Genomic DNA, 14,995 nt, shown 5'->3' on the forward strand with positions numbered 1-14,995 from the left:
TGGTGACAACCACATGCAGGTCAGCGTTCGCGACAACAACGTCGAACAGGCGCTTCGCGCGCTCAAGAAGAAACTTCAGCGCGAGGGTGTGTTTCGTGAAATGAAGCTCAAGCAGCATTTCGAGAAGCCGTCCGTGAAGAAAGCCCGCGAGAAGGCCGAGGCCGTCCGCCGTGCCCGTAAACTGGCGCGCAAGAAGGCCCAGCGTGAAGGCGCGCTTTAAGAAGCGACTGGAACGTTTGGCGGGGCAACCCGCAAAAGTGGAACCCCCGCGGCCCGGCCCGGGGGTTTTGCTTTGCCAGCGGCCGCGCTCCAGCGGCGCATCACCGCGCACCAGCCGTGGTGCGGGCTATTCTCATGCCGCGCTTCGGATGATACGGGATGGCGAGGGGCAGAGAGGAACAGGCAGATGATCACACGTCGCACCACGCTTGGCTTTGGTCTGGCAGCCCTGGCGCTTGCCGCCTGCGGGCGCCGCGAACGGTCGCGCGGCCCAAGCGGCCCTGCCGAGGTCAACCGGTTGATCGCGCATTATGCGCGTGACTACGACGTTCCCGAAGACCTGGTGCATCGCGTCGTGCGCCGGGAAAGCAACTACAATCCGGCGGCGCGCAATGGCCCCTACTACGGCCTGATGCAGATCTTGCCGCAGACGGCGTCAACCATGGGCTATCGCGGCGCGCCCGAGGGCTTGCTGGATGCCGACACAAACCTGCGCTTCGGGGTCAAATACCTGCGCGGCGCATGGCTGGTGGCGCGCGGCGACCGCGATGCCGCCGTGATGTGGTATGCGCGCGGCTACTATTACGAGGCCAAGCGCATGGGCCTGCTCAGGGAAACCGGGCTGCGCGCCTGATCGGCCGTCCGGTCCCCACCTTCACACCGGAATCGCCGTCGTCTGCCGCACGGTTCTGAGCGCGAAGGACGAATGCATCTGCGCCACGCCCGGAAGCCGCGCCAGGTATTGGCGGTGGATCCGGGCGAAATCGTCGGTGTCCTGCGCCACGACCTTCAGCAGGTAATCCGCCGATCCAGCCATAAGGTGACATTCCAGAACGTCGGGCACCAGCTTGACCGCGCGCTCGAACGCCTCAAGCACCTCGTCGGCCTGGCCGGAAAGCGTGATCTCGACGAATACGGTCGTCGGCCGGTTCATCCGCCGCGCATCCAGTAGCGCCACGTAACCCAGGATGTAGCCCTCTGCCTCCAGCCGTCCCACCCGGCGGTGGCAAGCCGAGGGCGACAGGTTCACCCGTTCCGAAAGCTCGGCGTTCGACAGCCGGCCCTCCTTCTGCAATATCCCCAGGATTCGCCGATCCGTTGCGTCTAGCTGCATTGCAGCACTACCTTCTTTTGTCTTTGTCGCATTTATTCGAATTATCTTCGAAAACCGCGCCTGTCTCCAGCCGGAAATTCAAAGCAATTGCACACCACTGCATGCATTCTTGTGGCAGCTCATTCTGGAGGACCTCATGAAAATCGGCTGCCCCAAGGAAATCAAACCCCAGGAATTCCGCGTCGGCATGACGCCGAACGCCGCGCAGGAGGCCATTCGCAGTGGCCACACGGTCTACATCGAGACCAACGCCGGTATGGGCGCGGGCTTCACCGACGACGACTACACCGCGGTCGGCGTAAGCATCCTGCCAACCGCGAAAGAGGTGTTCGACACCGCCGACATGATCGTCAAGGTCAAGGAACCCCAAGCCGGCGAACGCAAGATGCTGCGCGAAGGCCAGATCCTGTTCACCTACCTTCATCTCGCGCCGGACCCGGAGCAGACGCATGACCTGCTTGCATCGGGTGCGACCTGCATCGCCTACGAAACCGTGACCGACCGCAACGGCGGCCTTCCCCTTCTGGCTCCGATGTCCGAGGTCGCGGGCCGTCTGGCGCCGCAGGTCGGCGCCTGGACGCTGCAGAAGGCCAACGGCGGGCGCGGCGTGCTGCTGGGCGGTGTCCCGGGCGTCGGCCCGGCAAAGGTTCTGGTCATCGGCGGGGGTGTCGTCGGCACCCACGCAGCCAAGATCGCGGCGGGCATGGGCGCCGACGTGACCGTTCTTGACCGTTCGATCCCGCGCCTGCGGTACCTTGACGACGTCTTCGGGGGCACCTTCAAGAACGCCTTCGCCTCGGCCGGGAACACGATCGAACTGGCGCGTCAGGCGGACATGATCATCGGTGCCGTTCTGATACCCGGCGCCGCCGCGCCCAAGCTGATCTCAAGGGCGCAGCTGGCCGAGCTGAAGCCGGGCGCCGCGCTTGTCGACGTTGCCATCGACCAGGGGGGATGCTTCGAAACCTCGCGCGCGACGACCCACCAGGACCCGATCTACGAGGTCGACGGCATCATGCATTATTGCGTCGCCAACATGCCGGGCGCCGTGGCCCGCACCTCGACCATCGCGCTTGGCAACGCCACGATGCCTTTCATGCTGGCGCTTGCCAACAAGGGCTGGAGACAGGCCTGCGCCGAAGATGTGCACTTGCTGAACGGCCTGAACGTCCACGCGGGCAAGCTGACCTACGCCGCCGTGGGCGAGGCGCTGAATCTGCCCGTCATCTCGGCATCGGACGCCCTGAACATGTGATCGGCGAATGACCTGCGCGAAGGGCCCGCGGCTGCGCGGGCCCTTCCCGTTTCGCGGCGGGCATCGCTGTCAGCTGTGAAACTGTTCGGCGTTGTTGCTGACCGGGTAGGGCTCATCCGGCACGCCGACACCCAGGAAATCGCACAGCGGTTCCCATCCGCTTCCCAGTTCGTGGACCAGCAGACGCCCGTTCGGGACCGCCGAAAGCACGTCTTCCACATTGCGGCGATAGGCGGCGATGGCGGTATCGCGATCCGCCGGATCGCCGCCCAGGACCGTCGGCAGGAACGCCGCGAAGGAGTCCGGGTCCCTTGCCGTGCGGTAGACCTGAAGGATGGTCCGCTCGAAGCTCTTCCACCAGCTTTCCGCGCTGCGGTGCGTCAGGATGACCTTCGCCTCGGGGTAATACGCGACCAGGTCGCGCCACCAATGGGCCGACGGCCAGTCCACGCAGGCGCCATAGCCGTTGAAGATCAGGTCCCAATCGGGTTTGGCGCCCTTCATCAGCGCCCGCCACATCGCCTTCTGCTTCGGGTCCGCATTCACCTCGTGCATGTGGTGGGTGGGCCCGAAGCCAAGCCGGTTGAGCGCCAGGCGCATCGATTCCGTGCCCGTACGTCCGAAGCCCGTCCCGATGACCTGCAGGCCCATGCGCCCCTCCTTAGCCCTTCTTCAGCGCGTCGCGGATTTCCAGAAGCACATCCAGTTCGCTGGGTCCGGCCGGGGCGGCGGGCGCTTCCTCTTGCTTCCTTTCCGCGGCGTCCTTGATCTTGTTGACGCCCTTGACCAGCAGGAAGACCACGAAGGCGATGATCAGGAAGTTGATGACGGCGGAAATGAACGCCCCATAGGCAAAGACCGGCGCGCCGGCTTCCCGGGCCGCGTCCAGGCTGGCATAGTCACCCTCGCCCAGGTTCACGAAGAGGTCCGAGAAATCCATCCCGCCGGTGATCAGGCCGATGACCGGATTTATCAGATCGGATACGAGCGATGTGACGATCGCCGTGAACGCGGCGCCGATGATGATGCCGACAGCCATGTCCATGACATTGCCGCGTGCTATGAAATCCCTGAATTCCTTGATCATATGTGTCCCCACTGACGTTGATGCCGCCGCAAGAGCGGGCCGGCGCATGTCACGGACACTATCACGCATGCGGGATTTGAGGAGCCCTTTTCCCGTCTGGGTAGATGGCGGGGTTTCGCGTCAACCGCTGTCGCCGCTGCGGGCGCGGGCGGCGGCGATCAGGTCCTTCACCTCGCTGTCCGCAGTTTGAGGGAAGACCTGATAGTGCGCGCCAACGGCGTAGAAATCGATCGGCTCCTGCAGGATGACGATCTTGTCTGCGGCCGCGCCGAAGTCTTGCCGTGCCTCGCGCGGTGCAACTGGCACGGCCAGGACGACCCGGTCCGCGCCCCTGTCGCGCAGCGCGGAAAGCGCCGCACGAACCGTCGCACCGGTCGCGATGCCGTCATCCACGACGATGGCCGTCGCACCCCGCAGATCGGGGTCCTTGGCACCGCCAAGGTAGCGCTGCCGCCGCTCGGCGATCTCGCGCCGCTTTTCGGTCACCTTGCCCTCGAAATCTTCGGCCTTCATCCCGATCTGGTTCAGGACCTCGGGATTGAAGACAGGGTCCGCGCCTTCAGCGACCGCACCCGCGGCCAGTTCCTCATGGCCCGGAACGCCGATCTTGCGCACCAGGATCAGCCCCAGGGGCGCATCCAGAGCTTCGGCCACCTTGGCCGCAACCGGCACTCCGCCCCGGGGAAGCGCCAGCACAACCGGACGCTTGAAGGTCATTCCCTGCAAGGTCTCTGCAAGCCTGCGGCCTGCCTCGGCACGGTCGGCAAACATCTTGCCCTCCCCGTCTGGCCGACTCCGTTGGCACAGTTTGACAGACGGGGACGGCACCGCCAAGGGTTACGTCCCCGCATGCAAAGGGTCGAGGAAAGCGGGGGGGGAAGCCCCGCCTTCAGGCCTAGCCCCGTAGGCTGCCGCCCGTGGCCTTGGCGACCTTTTCCACGATCTTGGCGCTGACCGCTTCGATTTCCTCGTCGGTCAACGTCCTGTCGCGGGGCTGGAGCCGGACAGTGATGGCCAGCGATTTCTTGCCCGCCCCCATCTGCGCCTCGGCCTTGTCGCCGGCAAACTGGTCGAAGACGCGGACCTCTTCGATCAGGGCCTTGTCGGCGCCCTGCGCGGCGTTGACCAGCGTCAGGGCCTCGACCTTGCTGTCCACGACGAAGGCAAAATCCCGCTCGACCGCCTGAAGATCGGAAATCGCCAGCGCGGCCCGCGTCGCGGTCTTGGCCTTGGGGAAGGGCACGCGCGCGACGTGGATTGTGAAGGCGACCGCAGGCCCCTTGACGTCCATCTGGCGAAGAATCCGGGGATGCAGCTCGCCGAAGGTGCACAGCGCGTTCGGCCCCAGGCCGATCACGCCCGACCGGCCCGGATGCCACCACCCCGCTGCCTTGCGGGTGATCTGGACCTTTACCGGCGCGCCCAATGCGGCCAGGACCGCCTCGGCGTCGGCCTTGGCATCGTAGAGGTCGACCGGTCGGCGGGACCCGTAGGGGTCGCGCGGCGCCGAGGCGCCGATCAGCAGGCCCGCCGCCTGTATTTCCTGCTCGCCCGGCTCACCGCCGGCAAAGGCCGGACCCACCTCGAACAGCGCAAGGTCCATGAAGCCCCGCGCCTGGTTTCGGGCGGCGGCCTGCAGCAGCCCGGGCAGGAGGTCGGGCCGCATGTGCGTCATCTCGGACGAGATCGGGTTTTCCAGCCGCGTCGTCTCGGATCCGCCGCCGAACAGCGCGGCCGAGGGACCGTCGATGAAGGAATAGGTCACGCATTCGTTGTAGCCAAGCGCGGCCAGGGTGCGGCGCGCGGCCTTTTCGCGGACCTGCATGGGGGTCAGGATCGGCTTCGGCACGCCGGGCCGTGCGCGGCGCATCGGCTTGCCTTCAAGCTTCGTCAGCGACGCGATCCGCGCCACCTCCTCGATCAGGTCGGCCTCGCCCAGGATGTCCGGGCGCCAGGACGGCGGGGTGGCCATGTCACCCTTCAGCGTGAAACCAAGCGCCTCAAGCGTCGCGCGTTGCGTCGCCTCGGGGATGTCCATGCCGACAAGGCTGATCACGCGCGCCGGATCCAGGCGGTAGGCCCGGGCGGTATCGGGCACCGCGCCGTCCATGACCACTTGCGAAGCCTCGCCACCGCAAATGTCCAGAACCATGCGCGTCGCAAGTTCCAGGCCCGGCAGGGTGAACTCCGGATCCACGCCGCGTTCGAAGCGGTAGCGGGCATCGGAATTGATGCGCAGCGCACGGCCCGTCGCCGCGATGGTGATCGGGTCCCAGTAGGCGCTTTCCAGGAAGACGTCGACCGTATCCTCGGTGCAGCCCGACAGCTCGCCGCCCATGATCCCGGCCAGGCTTTCCGGCCCCTGGTCGTCCGAGATCACCATCATGCCTTCGCGCAGCGTGTAGGTCCTGCCGTCCAGCGCCAGAAGTTCCTCGCCGCCCTTGGCGGGATGGATGCGCAGATCGCCCTTGACCTTGGCGACGTCAAAGACGTGCAACGGGCGGTTCAGCCCGAAGGTGAAGAAGTTGGTGATGTCGACAAGGGCCGAGATCGGGCGCAAGCCGATGGCCTTGAGCCGCGCCTGCAGCCAGGCGGGCGAGGGGCCGTTCCTGACGCCGCGGATCGTGCGGCCCGCAAACAGGGGGCAGCCCCTGGCCTTCAGCGCGTCGTCGATGACGACGCCCACGGGGCTGTCGAAGGCGCCCGCGACCGGCTCGACCGGCAGCGGCTTCAACGTGCCAAGTCCCCGCGCGGCCAGATCGCGGGCAATGCCGCGCACACCAAGCGCATCGGGGCGGTTCGGCGTGATCTTGATGTGGATCATCGGATCCACCGCGCCGGGGCGGTTCGCCGCCAGCCAGTCCACGAACTTCTGACCCACATCGCCCGAAGGCAATTCGATGATGCCGTTATGTTCGTCCGACAGCTCAAGTTCGCGCTCCGAGGCCATCATGCCGTGGCTTTCGACGCCCCGGATCTTGCCCACGCCCAAGGTCACGTCGATGCCGGGCACGTAGTCGCCGGGCTTGCACAGGACGACGGTGATCCCTTCGCGCGCGTTGGGCGCGCCGCAGACGATCTGCTTTTCGCCTTCGTCCGTCAGCACACGGCAGACCCGCAGCCGGTCGGCATCGGGATGCTGTTCGGCGTGCAGCACCTTGGCCAGGGTAAAGGTCGCAAGCTTCGCGGCCGGGTTGACGATTTCCTCGACCTCCAGCCCCAGGTCGGTCAGCGCCTCGGCGATCGCCTCGACCGAGGCGTCGGTTTCCAGGTGGTCTTTCAGCCAGGAGAGGGTGAATTTCATTTCGCTTTCCTATCTCTGACGAGCGCGAGCCAGTTTCTCAGCTCGGTCCTGTGAACTTCGTGCGACAATCCGGCCGGCGTGGTGCCGAACCGGGCCGCGGCCTCTGCGTCGGTGGTCGAGGCGCGCAGCGCGGCGCAATCGCCGGACGCGCGCCCCAGTCTTTCAAGCACGTCGGACAGATGCTCCACCGTGTATTCGGGGTGATACTGGCAACCCCAGAAGGTGACGCCATCCTGTTCGTAGACCATCGCCTGCACCGGCGAATGCGCGTTGCCGGAGATCAGGACCGCGCCCGGCGGGAGATCCGAAACCTCGTCGCGGTGGATGCACAGCGCGGCATAGCCGTCCTGCCGGCCCGCCATCATCGGATGCGTGCGCCCGGCCTTCGTCAGCGCGATTGCCCGCGCGGTGCCCTCCTCGCGCCCGTTGGGCGAGGCTTCGACCCGGCCGCCCAGCACGACGGCGGCAAGCTGGAGCCCGTTGCACGATCCGTAGACCGGACGCCCCGCCGCGAAGGCCGCGCGCATCGCGACCCGGAGCGGCTCGGCCTCGGGTGCGGCGGTGCTCCACTCGACGCTCGACCCGGTAAAGACGATCCCGTCGGCATCGCCAAAGGTTTCGGCCGCCGCGGCGCCCGCATAGGGTTCGACCACGCGGATCTGAAGCGCGGGGTCGATGGCGAGCAGCGCCGCCGCGAACCCTTCGGACTGCGCGGGCAGATCGGGCGTGTTGCTTTCGACGATGGTGATCTTGGTCATGGGAGTCCGGGGGGATGGGGAGGCGTCAGGAGTGGGGGGTTGGCTGGCACGCCTCCACCGGGGCGGTGGTGTCGAGGTGGTCTTTCAGCCAGGAGAGGGTGAATTTCATGCTTGTTGCTCCTCGGGAAACCACGCCATCTGCTCGGACTTTTCGAAAAAACCGGCTAGCGTTGAATCCACGGGCATGAAGTCATCTATGCCCGTGTTGACGTATTGGATTAGGCCGAAACCGATACCTGGTTGGTAGGCAATATGCTCAGACGACCCGTTTGTACCGATGATTGTGAGTTCAGTTGGAATCGACTGTCTCACGGCCTCTAGGCTTGCAAGGTCCCATGACTCTCGTGGAGTAAAGAGTTCAAAGTACTCCCCGTTCAGATCCGCACCGGCAAAGCCTTTGAAACGACCGTACAAAGTCCAGAACTCGCGAAGGTCCTGTGGGCACTCAATGCTCCAAAATACCTCCCATTCCGCGATCTCTTTTTGCGATGCGGGTGCAGCCTCAACACTACTATTCGCAAGAACCCTCGCGATGACCTCGCTCACCTGCTCAACCCCCCCGCCACCGTCGGCATGTCCAGCGCCGCGAAGCCGTAGTGGCGCAGCCAGCGCAGGTCGCTCTCAAAGAACGCCCGCAGGTCGGGGATGCCGTATTTCAGCATCGCCAGACGGTCGATGCCCATGCCGAAGGCGAAGCCCTGCCATTCGTTCGGGTCGACGCCCGCCGCGGAAAGGACCTTGGGGTGGACCATGCCGCTCCCGAGGATCTCCATCCACTTGTCGCCCTCGCCGATCTTCAGCTGGCCGCCTTCCCAGGAACAGCGGATGTCGACCTCGGCCGAGGGTTCGGTGAAGGGGAAGTGGCTGGCGCGGAAGCGCAGCTCGACGCTGTCGACCTCGAAGAACGACCGGCAGAACTCCTCCAGCACCCATTTCAGGTTCGCCATGGAGATGTCGCGGTCGATCGCCAGCCCCTCGACCTGGTGGAACATGGGCGTGTGGGTCTGGTCCATGTCCATGCGGTAGACGCGTCCCGGCGCGATGACGCGGATCGGCGCGCCTTGCGCGGCCATGGCGCGGATCTGCACCGGCGAGGTGTGGGTGCGCAGCACGTGCGGCGGGCGGTCGTCGCCCTCCGCACGCGCCATGAAGAAGGTGTCGTGTTCCTGGCGCGCGGGGTGTTCCGGCGGGATGTTCAGCGCGTCGAAGTTGTGCCAGTCATCCTCGATCTGCGGCCCCTCGGCGACGGCGAAGCCCATGTCGGCGAAGATCGCGGTAACCTCCTCGGTCACCTGGCTGACGGGATGGATCGTGCCCTGCCGGCGCGGGCGGCCCGGCAGCGTGACGTCCAGCCATTCGCCCTTGAGCCTGGCGTCAAGCGCAGCATCGGCAAGCGCCGACTTCTTGGCGCGCAACGCCGCGTCGATTTCATCCTTCAGCCGGTTCAGCGCCGCGCCCGCCGCCTGGCGGGTGGCCGGGTCCATTTGCCCCAGTTCGCGCATCTTCAGGCTGATTTCGCCCTTCTTGCCAAGCGCGGCGACCCGAATCTCTTCCAGCGCGGCTTCGTCGCCGGCGCCGGCAATAGCGGTCAGATAGTTGTTTCTCAGATCGTCCATGTCCAAGCTCCCATGCCCGCTGTCAGCTACCGGTCAACGGCCAGTGACGCAAGCGTCCGCATCCAATTCGGCGTGCAGTCCCCCGCCGTCCGGTCGGCGCGCGCGCCGGAAGCGGTTCGGGACGGTTCCCTGCATGGCGCGGGATCGAATTTGCCCGTCGCTTGCGCAGGGCGCGGTCGTGCGCGCCAGATCGAAAGCTTCCGCCATCCTTCGCCATCCGTAAGCAAAGAAGCCGCGAAACCCAAAGGCTCCGCGGCTTCCGAAAACTTGACCCTGAAAGGGTGTTACGCGAGCGCGGCCTTCGCCTTTTCGACGATGGCCCCAAACGCCGCCGGCTCATGCACGGCCAGATCGGCCAGAACCTTGCGGTCGACCTCGATGCCGGCCTTGGACAGCGCGTTGATGAAGCGCGAATAGGTCAGCGATTCGTCGATCGCGCGAACAGCGGCGTTGATGCGCTGGATCCACAGGGCGCGGAAGTTGCGCTTGCGCGCCTTGCGGTCGCGGGTCGCGTACTGCTGCGCCTTGTCGACGGCCTGGGTAGCGGTGCGGAAGTTGCGCGAACGGGCCGAGTAGTAGCCTTTCGCCTTCTTGATGACCTTGCGGTGACGGGCGTGGGTGACGACGCCGGATTTAACGCGGGACATGTGTCAGTCTCCTATCAGCGATTGTACGGCATGTATTTCTTGACGATCTTCGCATCCGAGTCGGACAGGAGCATCGTGCCCGTGGCCTTGCGGATAAAGTCCGTCGAACGCTTGATCATGCCGTGACGCTTGCCGGCGACACCTGCTTTCACACGGCCCGTGGCCGTCATCTTGAACCGCTTCTTCGCGGCCGATTTGGTCTTCATCTTGGGCATGTTTCATCTCCATCTCAGACGTGAACGTGCGACTCGGCAATGCCACTTGGCCGGCCGCACGGGGTATTCGAGAGGCGCCCTATAGCCGGGTGGGCCAGATATGGCAAGGGGGGCGGCCAACGCCGGGAACTACAGGGGGGGCCGCAAGGTGGCCGTCGCACAACCTATGCGCGAAAACGCGGGATCGCGATCTACTTTTTCCGCAGAGGAAACACTCTTGTTATAGAGGGCGCGGCGGAAATACGGCGAAACGTCGGCATCCGTGTGGCATTATTGTGGCACCTGTAAATGGGAGGTGTTTATGTTCAAGACAATTCTTCTTTCTGCCTTCACGGTGGCCGCGCTTGCGACGACCGGCCTTGTGGCGACGTCGGCCGGTCCTGCCTTTGCCGAAGGTGACGTGGTTTGCAACGGAGGCGGTGGCGGCTGCCCGAGGAAGAAGGGCAACAACGGCTGGGGCAACGGCGACCAGCCGGCGCCGGGGGGATCCCTTCCGAACAATAACGCGGAGAACGGTCCCGGCGGCAACCCCGATTGACAGTCGCGTGATCCATCAACCTTGATCCAGAAACTCCGCCCTTGGGGGCGGAGTTTTTCCTTTCCAGGCCCTATTCCGGGTCGGTGCGGTAGATCAGCCGTTCGTCGCAGGGCGCCACGCGCAGGATGTTGGTGGTGCCCTTGACGTTGAAGGGGACGCCGGCGGTGACGACGATCTGGTCACGCTCGGTCGCGAAGCCATATTCGCGCGCGGCCTTGGCCGCGTTCACAACCGCCATCTTGAAGCGGTCGATCGGGTCATTCGTCAGTGCGCAATGAACGCCCCAGGTCAGGCACAGCCTGCGCGCCGTGGCCTGGATCGGCGTCAAGGCGATGATCGGTACGTTCGGGCGTTCCCGCGCGACAAGGCTTGCGGTGGTGCCGGACTGGGTGAAGCAGCAGATTGCGTGGATGTCGGTCGCCTCGGCGATCTCGCGCGCGGCGGCGACGATGCCGTCGGCGATGGTCTTGCGATCCACCCTGCGGCTGGCCTCGATCACCTCGCGGTAAGTGGGGTCTGCCTCGACCGATTTCGCGACGCTGTCCATGGTGGCGACGGCCTCGACCGGGTACTGGCCCGCGGCCGATTCCGCCGACAACATCACCGCGTCGGCACCCTCGTAGATCGCCGTCGCGACGTCGGACACTTCGGCCCGCGTCGGCATTGGGCTTTCGATCATGCTTTCCAGCATCTGGGTGGCGACGATCACGGGCTTGGCCGCAGCGCGCGCGCCGCGCACCAGCCGCTTCTGGATCGGCGGCACCGAGTGCACGGGCAGCTCCACGCCCAGGTCGCCACGCGCCACCATGATCCCGTCCGAGGCGGACAGGATCGCGGCATAGGCCTTGACCGCCGCCGGTTTCTCGATCTTCGACAGGATCGCGGCGCGGCCCTTTGCAAGACGGCGCGCCTCTTCCACGTCCTCCGGCCGCTGGACGAAGGACAGCGCCAGCCAATCCACGCCCAGACCGCAGGCGAACTCAAGGTCGGCCTTGTCCTTGTCCGACAGGGCCGCCACCGGCAGCACCACGTCGGGAACGTTCACGCCCTTGCGGTTCGAGATCGTTCCACCCGTCGTCACCGTGCAATCCGCGAAGTCCGCACCGCAGTCCTCCACGCGCAGCCTTATCTTGCCATCGTTGACCAGAAGCGTTGTTCCAGGCTCGAGCGCGTCGAAGATTTCCTTGTGCGGCAGGCAGACTCGGATTGCGTCGCCCTCGGCCGGGTCAAGGTCGAAGCGGAACCTGGCGCCCTCTTCAAGCTCCTCGGAACCATTGGCGAAAACACCCACACGAAGCTTTGGCCCCTGAAGGTCCGCCAGGATGGCGATCGGGCGGCCGGTATCGGCCTCGATCTGCCGGATGATGTCGTGACGGGCCTTCTGTTCCTCGTGGCTGCCATGGCTCATGTTCAATCGGAACACGTCGGCGCCGGCTTCGAACAGGGCACGGATCGTCTCGTAATCGCTGGACGCGGGGCCGAGCGTTGCCACGATCTTGACATTGCGCAGACGTCTCATCCACTGGCTCCCTGTTTGCGGTAACATCGCGGGCTTCTATGACCTATTCCCCATTTCAGGGCAACTGGTGCTTTGCTGCAAGAGGGTCTAAACCGGCAAAAACGAAGGTTCAGTGACAGGAACATGACATTTCAGCCGTTCGACATCCTGGGACGCGACCGTCCGTCACGCTGGCTGGTCACCTGTGATCATGCAACCAACGCCGTGCCCGAATGGGTGGGCGGCGGATCGCTTGGCATCTGCGCAGCCGACATGGAGCGTCACATCGCCTATGATGTGGGCGCGGCCGGCCTGACGCGGGCCCTTGCCGAAAGCCTGGGCGCCCCCGCGATCCTGTCGACCTTTTCGCGCCTGGTGATCGACCCCAACCGGGGCGAGGATGACCCGACCCTTCTGATGAAGCTTTACGACGGCACGATCATCCCCGCGAACCGCCACGCCGGGCCCGATGAGCTGGGGCGGCGGCTTGAAGCCTGCTACCGCCCCTACCATGCGGCCTATGCCGACCTGGCCGCGCGCCGACCCGACACCGTGATCTGCGCGGTCCACAGCTTCACCCCGCGCCTCAACGGCCGCGCATCCCGTCCGTGGGAGGTCGGGGTGCTGTATTCCCACCTGGACGACCGGCTCGCGCTGCCACTGATCGACCGCCTCAGGGCCGAAGGATACGTGACCGGCGACAATGAACCCTACAGCGGGCATCTTGACGGGGACGCCATCGACCGCCATGCGCTGCGCCACGGCAGGCCGAACGTGCTGATCGAGGTCAGGAACGACCTGATCCGCGATGCGGCGGGCCAAACCTTGTGGGCCGCCCGCCTTGCCCCCATTCTTGAAGAGGTACTGGCCGCATCCGGCCTGTGAGGATTGCCAATGGACGAACAGACACGCATCGAGATCGAGGCCGCCGCGTTCCGCACGCTCCGCCATCACCTGATGGAAAAGCGCGCGGACGTGCAGAATATCGACCTGATGAACCTGGCCGGGTTCTGCCGCAACTGCCTGGCGCGCTGGTATCAGGAGGCCGCCAACGAGCGCGGCATCGAGATGTCGAAGGACGAGGCGCGCGAAATCTACTACGGCATGCCCTACGACGACTGGAAGGCGCAGTCGCAGACCGAGGCGGACGAGGCCAAGAAGGCTGCGTTCGAGATAGCTTTCCGCGAAAACGTTGGTCCGAAGGACGGCTAGGGCGCTCACCAGCAGGTTGGGCGGATGGAAGCTACCAGATAGTCTGCCCTTGGCTTCATACCCGGGATCATCGACCTTGGCTTTCATTCGCCGCTTCGGCCTCGCATTGACCCTTGGCCTTGCCGCATGCACGGCGGAAACCAGCCAGATCGGCACGGCTCCTGCGCCGGGCCAGACCGCCGGGTCTTCCGAGCAGACAGCGATCAAGGCCGAAAGCATCGCGTTCGAATACCAATGGATCGCAAGGCACAGGCCCGGCTGGAAGCCTGTCTCCCAGGGTTTGCTGATCAATGACGCCGACGAGCCCTTTGATCTGATCACGATCGAAAAGGGTGGAAAGACCGAAGCGATCTACTTCGACATTTCAAGCTTCTTCGGGACTGGCTTCGGCTTCTGAGTCGGGCCAGACGTGATCAGGTGGCCCGCCGCTTCAGACAGCGGCCTTGCGGCTTTCTTCCAGATAGATCTCGCGCAGACGGGTCGCGACCGAACCCGGCGTACCGGACCCGAGCTTCGCTCCATCGATTTCCACCACCGGCATGACGAAGGCCGAGGCGGAGGTGATGAAGGCTTCATCCGCCGCCTTCGCCTCTTCCAGCGTGAAGGCGCGTTCCTCGACCGTCATCTGTGCCTCGCGCGCGAAGCGCAGCACGGCGGCGCGGGTGATGCCGTGCAGGATGTCGCTCGACAGGTCGCGGGTGATGATGCGTCCGTCCTTGACGATGTAGGCATTGTTCGATGTGCCTTCGGTCACGACGCCGTCTTCCACCAGCCAGGCATCGTCGACGCCTGCCTTCTTGGCCATCATCTTGCCCATCGAGGGGTACAGCAGTTGCACCGTCTTGATGTCCCGCCGCCCCCAGCGGATGTCGGGGATCGAGATCACGCGCCACCCGGTCTTCGCGGCCGGGCTGTCCGCCAGTCCCGGCTTGGACTGGGTGAACAGCACGATCCCCGGTTTGACCACGGTCGGATCGGGAAAAACGAAATCCCGGTCGCCCGGGTTGCCGCGCGTGACCTGAAGATAGACCAGCCCGTCCTCGATCCCGTTCCGCGCCACCAGCTCGCGGTGGATCGTCAGGAGTTCTGCGTCCGTCACCGGACATCCCATGTCCAGTTCCGAGAGCGAACGGTGCAGCCGCGCCGTGTGGCCCGGAAAATCCAGAAGCTTGCCGCCCAGAACGCTTGTCACCTCGTAGACCGCGTCCGCCATCAGGAACCCGCGGTCGAAGACGGACACCTTCGCCTCTTCCTCCGGCACGTAGTCCCCGTTCACATAGACGATGCGGCTCATGTCGCGACTCCATTGGCGTGTTTGCCGTGTCATCCGCCCAAGGCGGTGCAAGGTCAAGCCCACAGGTCGTCTTGCTGCGATCTTCTTCGGTATAGCAGGGGCCGCTGGCGGCCCTCGACTCCCTCGGCAACGGATCGCAGGGGTCTGCCGGCCACATGTCCCGCGCCGGCGGCGCTGTTAACGAAACTGGTTTTGCGTCCGCGGCGGCGAAGTGATCAAGTGCAAGAAAACGAGGAAG

The 14,995-nt window shown here is 65.2% G+C and carries 19 protein-coding genes; 7 read left to right on the top strand and 12 right to left on the bottom strand.

Annotated elements, in window-relative coordinates; all coding sequences use genetic code 11:
• The first annotated feature begins 13 nt into the window (after nt 1–13).
• Both rpsU and OEW28_RS00590 read left to right on the top strand, forming a co-directional pair.
• Nucleotides 14–220 carry a 30S ribosomal protein S21 gene (gene rpsU, locus OEW28_RS00585; protein WP_011748553.1) on the top strand — a complete coding sequence of 69 codons (207 nt, stop codon included), beginning with the start codon at nt 14–16 and terminating at the stop codon, nt 218–220.
• Nucleotides 221–406: 186 nt separating this feature from the next.
• On the top strand, nt 407–853 hold the full coding sequence (locus tag OEW28_RS00590) for a lytic transglycosylase domain-containing protein (RefSeq protein ID WP_263732790.1): 447 nt from the start codon (nt 407–409) through the stop codon (nt 851–853).
• A gap of 21 nt (nt 854–874) precedes the next feature.
• Here the strand turns inward: OEW28_RS00590 and OEW28_RS00595 are convergent, their stop codons facing one another.
• On the bottom strand, nt 875–1,333 hold the full coding sequence (locus OEW28_RS00595; RefSeq protein ID WP_263732791.1) for an Lrp/AsnC family transcriptional regulator: 459 nt from the start codon (nt 1,331–1,333) through the stop codon (nt 875–877).
• Between the two features lie 136 nt (nt 1,334–1,469).
• On the opposite strand from OEW28_RS00595, the gene ald reads away from it, so the two are divergent.
• Nucleotides 1,470–2,588, top strand: coding sequence for an alanine dehydrogenase (ald, locus tag OEW28_RS00600; RefSeq protein ID WP_263732792.1), 1,119 nt, complete (start codon nt 1,470–1,472; stop codon nt 2,586–2,588).
• Nucleotides 2,589–2,657: 69 nt separating this feature from the next.
• Here the strand turns inward: ald and OEW28_RS00605 are convergent, their stop codons facing one another.
• From OEW28_RS00605 to rpmI, 9 genes are all read right to left on the bottom strand, one after another.
• The gene (locus tag OEW28_RS00605; RefSeq protein WP_263732793.1) at nt 2,658–3,239 is read right to left on the bottom strand and encodes a sulfotransferase family protein; all 582 of its coding nucleotides are present in this window, start codon (nt 3,237–3,239) and stop codon (nt 2,658–2,660) included.
• 10 nt (nt 3,240–3,249) lie between these two features.
• The gene (mscL, locus tag OEW28_RS00610) at nt 3,250–3,675 is read right to left on the bottom strand and encodes a large conductance mechanosensitive channel protein MscL (protein ID WP_263732794.1); all 426 of its coding nucleotides are present in this window, start codon (nt 3,673–3,675) and stop codon (nt 3,250–3,252) included.
• Between the two features lie 120 nt (nt 3,676–3,795).
• A complete protein-coding gene (locus OEW28_RS00615) occupies nt 3,796–4,446 on the bottom strand; it encodes a phosphoribosyltransferase (RefSeq protein WP_263732795.1) in 651 nt (216 codons plus the stop codon).
• A 124-nt stretch (nt 4,447–4,570) separates the two neighbouring features.
• Nucleotides 4,571–6,979, bottom strand: coding sequence for a phenylalanine--tRNA ligase subunit beta (gene pheT, locus OEW28_RS00620; protein ID WP_263732796.1), 2,409 nt, complete (start codon nt 6,977–6,979; stop codon nt 4,571–4,573).
• A complete protein-coding gene (locus OEW28_RS00625) occupies nt 6,976–7,737 on the bottom strand; it encodes a type 1 glutamine amidotransferase (protein WP_263732797.1) in 762 nt (253 codons plus the stop codon). Before OEW28_RS00625 ends, pheT begins: the two co-directional genes overlap by 4 nt.
• Nucleotides 7,738–7,842: 105 nt before the next feature.
• A complete protein-coding gene (locus OEW28_RS00630) occupies nt 7,843–8,283 on the bottom strand; it encodes an SMI1/KNR4 family protein (RefSeq protein WP_263732798.1) in 441 nt (146 codons plus the stop codon).
• Nucleotides 8,280–9,353: a phenylalanine--tRNA ligase subunit alpha gene (gene pheS / locus OEW28_RS00635; protein ID WP_263732799.1), complete on the bottom strand. Its 1,074-nt coding sequence runs from the start codon at nt 9,351–9,353 to the stop codon at nt 8,280–8,282. The genes OEW28_RS00630 and pheS overlap by 4 nt, the downstream gene beginning before the upstream one ends.
• A gap of 284 nt (nt 9,354–9,637) precedes the next feature.
• Nucleotides 9,638–10,000, bottom strand: coding sequence for a 50S ribosomal protein L20 (rplT, locus tag OEW28_RS00640; protein WP_263732800.1), 363 nt, complete (start codon nt 9,998–10,000; stop codon nt 9,638–9,640).
• 14 nt (nt 10,001–10,014) lie between these two features.
• Entirely contained in the window at nt 10,015–10,215 is a 201-nt protein-coding gene (gene rpmI, locus OEW28_RS00645) for a 50S ribosomal protein L35 (RefSeq protein ID WP_263732801.1), read from the bottom strand.
• Between the two features lie 301 nt (nt 10,216–10,516).
• On the opposite strand from rpmI, the gene OEW28_RS00650 reads away from it, so the two are divergent.
• Nucleotides 10,517–10,753 carry a hypothetical protein gene (locus OEW28_RS00650; RefSeq protein WP_263732802.1) on the top strand — a complete coding sequence of 79 codons (237 nt, stop codon included), beginning with the start codon at nt 10,517–10,519 and terminating at the stop codon, nt 10,751–10,753.
• A 70-nt stretch (nt 10,754–10,823) separates the two neighbouring features.
• On the opposite strand, the gene pyk is transcribed toward OEW28_RS00650, so the two are convergent.
• Complete coding sequence (gene pyk, locus OEW28_RS00655; protein ID WP_263732803.1) at nt 10,824–12,272, bottom strand: pyruvate kinase; 1,449 nt, start codon at nt 12,270–12,272, stop codon at nt 10,824–10,826.
• 123 nt (nt 12,273–12,395) lie between these two features.
• On the opposite strand from pyk, the gene OEW28_RS00660 reads away from it, so the two are divergent.
• The 3 genes from OEW28_RS00660 to OEW28_RS00670 all read left to right on the top strand — a co-directional run bounded on the left by OEW28_RS00660 (nt 12,396) and on the right by OEW28_RS00670 (nt 13,860).
• Nucleotides 12,396–13,136: an N-formylglutamate amidohydrolase gene (locus tag OEW28_RS00660; RefSeq protein ID WP_263732804.1), complete on the top strand. Its 741-nt coding sequence runs from the start codon at nt 12,396–12,398 to the stop codon at nt 13,134–13,136.
• Between the two features lie 9 nt (nt 13,137–13,145).
• A complete protein-coding gene (locus OEW28_RS00665) occupies nt 13,146–13,463 on the top strand; it encodes a DUF1244 domain-containing protein (protein WP_263732805.1) in 318 nt (105 codons plus the stop codon).
• Nucleotides 13,464–13,539: 76 nt separating this feature from the next.
• The gene (locus tag OEW28_RS00670; protein ID WP_263732806.1) at nt 13,540–13,860 is read left to right on the top strand and encodes a hypothetical protein; all 321 of its coding nucleotides are present in this window, start codon (nt 13,540–13,542) and stop codon (nt 13,858–13,860) included.
• Between the two features lie 33 nt (nt 13,861–13,893).
• On the opposite strand, the gene OEW28_RS00675 is transcribed toward OEW28_RS00670, so the two are convergent.
• Nucleotides 13,894–14,757 carry a D-amino-acid transaminase gene (locus OEW28_RS00675; RefSeq protein ID WP_263732807.1) on the bottom strand — a complete coding sequence of 288 codons (864 nt, stop codon included), beginning with the start codon at nt 14,755–14,757 and terminating at the stop codon, nt 13,894–13,896.
• Between the last annotated feature and the right edge of the window lie 238 nt (nt 14,758–14,995).

The organism is Albidovulum marisflavi (assembly GCF_025751435.1).
GTDB classification, from domain to species: domain Bacteria; phylum Pseudomonadota; class Alphaproteobacteria; order Rhodobacterales; family Rhodobacteraceae; genus Albidovulum; species Albidovulum marisflavi.

Coding starts and splice junctions, on each gene's coding strand:
- rpsU (WP_011748553.1), top strand. CDS start 14: ATGCAGGTCAGCGTTCGCGACAACAACGTCGAACAGGCGCTTCGCGCG.
- OEW28_RS00590 (WP_263732790.1), top strand. CDS start 407: ATGATCACACGTCGCACCACGCTTGGCTTTGGTCTGGCAGCCCTGGCG.
- OEW28_RS00595 (WP_263732791.1), bottom strand. CDS start 1,333: ATGCAGCTAGACGCAACGGATCGGCGAATCCTGGGGATATTGCAGAAG.
- ald (WP_263732792.1), top strand. CDS start 1,470: ATGAAAATCGGCTGCCCCAAGGAAATCAAACCCCAGGAATTCCGCGTC.
- OEW28_RS00605 (WP_263732793.1), bottom strand. CDS start 3,239: ATGGGCCTGCAGGTCATCGGGACGGGCTTCGGACGTACGGGCACGGAA.
- mscL (WP_263732794.1), bottom strand. CDS start 3,675: ATGATCAAGGAATTCAGGGATTTCATAGCACGCGGCAATGTCATGGAC.
- OEW28_RS00615 (WP_263732795.1), bottom strand. CDS start 4,446: ATGTTTGCCGACCGTGCCGAGGCAGGCCGCAGGCTTGCAGAGACCTTG.
- pheT (WP_263732796.1), bottom strand. CDS start 6,979: ATGAAATTCACCCTCTCCTGGCTGAAAGACCACCTGGAAACCGACGCC.
- OEW28_RS00625 (WP_263732797.1), bottom strand. CDS start 7,737: ATGACCAAGATCACCATCGTCGAAAGCAACACGCCCGATCTGCCCGCG.
- pheS (WP_263732799.1), bottom strand. CDS start 9,353: ATGGACGATCTGAGAAACAACTATCTGACCGCTATTGCCGGCGCCGGC.
- rplT (WP_263732800.1), bottom strand. CDS start 10,000: ATGTCCCGCGTTAAATCCGGCGTCGTCACCCACGCCCGTCACCGCAAG.
- rpmI (WP_263732801.1), bottom strand. CDS start 10,215: ATGCCCAAGATGAAGACCAAATCGGCCGCGAAGAAGCGGTTCAAGATG.
- OEW28_RS00650 (WP_263732802.1), top strand. CDS start 10,517: ATGTTCAAGACAATTCTTCTTTCTGCCTTCACGGTGGCCGCGCTTGCG.
- pyk (WP_263732803.1), bottom strand. CDS start 12,272: ATGAGACGTCTGCGCAATGTCAAGATCGTGGCAACGCTCGGCCCCGCG.
- OEW28_RS00660 (WP_263732804.1), top strand. CDS start 12,396: ATGACATTTCAGCCGTTCGACATCCTGGGACGCGACCGTCCGTCACGC.
- OEW28_RS00665 (WP_263732805.1), top strand. CDS start 13,146: ATGGACGAACAGACACGCATCGAGATCGAGGCCGCCGCGTTCCGCACG.
- OEW28_RS00675 (WP_263732807.1), bottom strand. CDS start 14,757: ATGAGCCGCATCGTCTATGTGAACGGGGACTACGTGCCGGAGGAAGAG.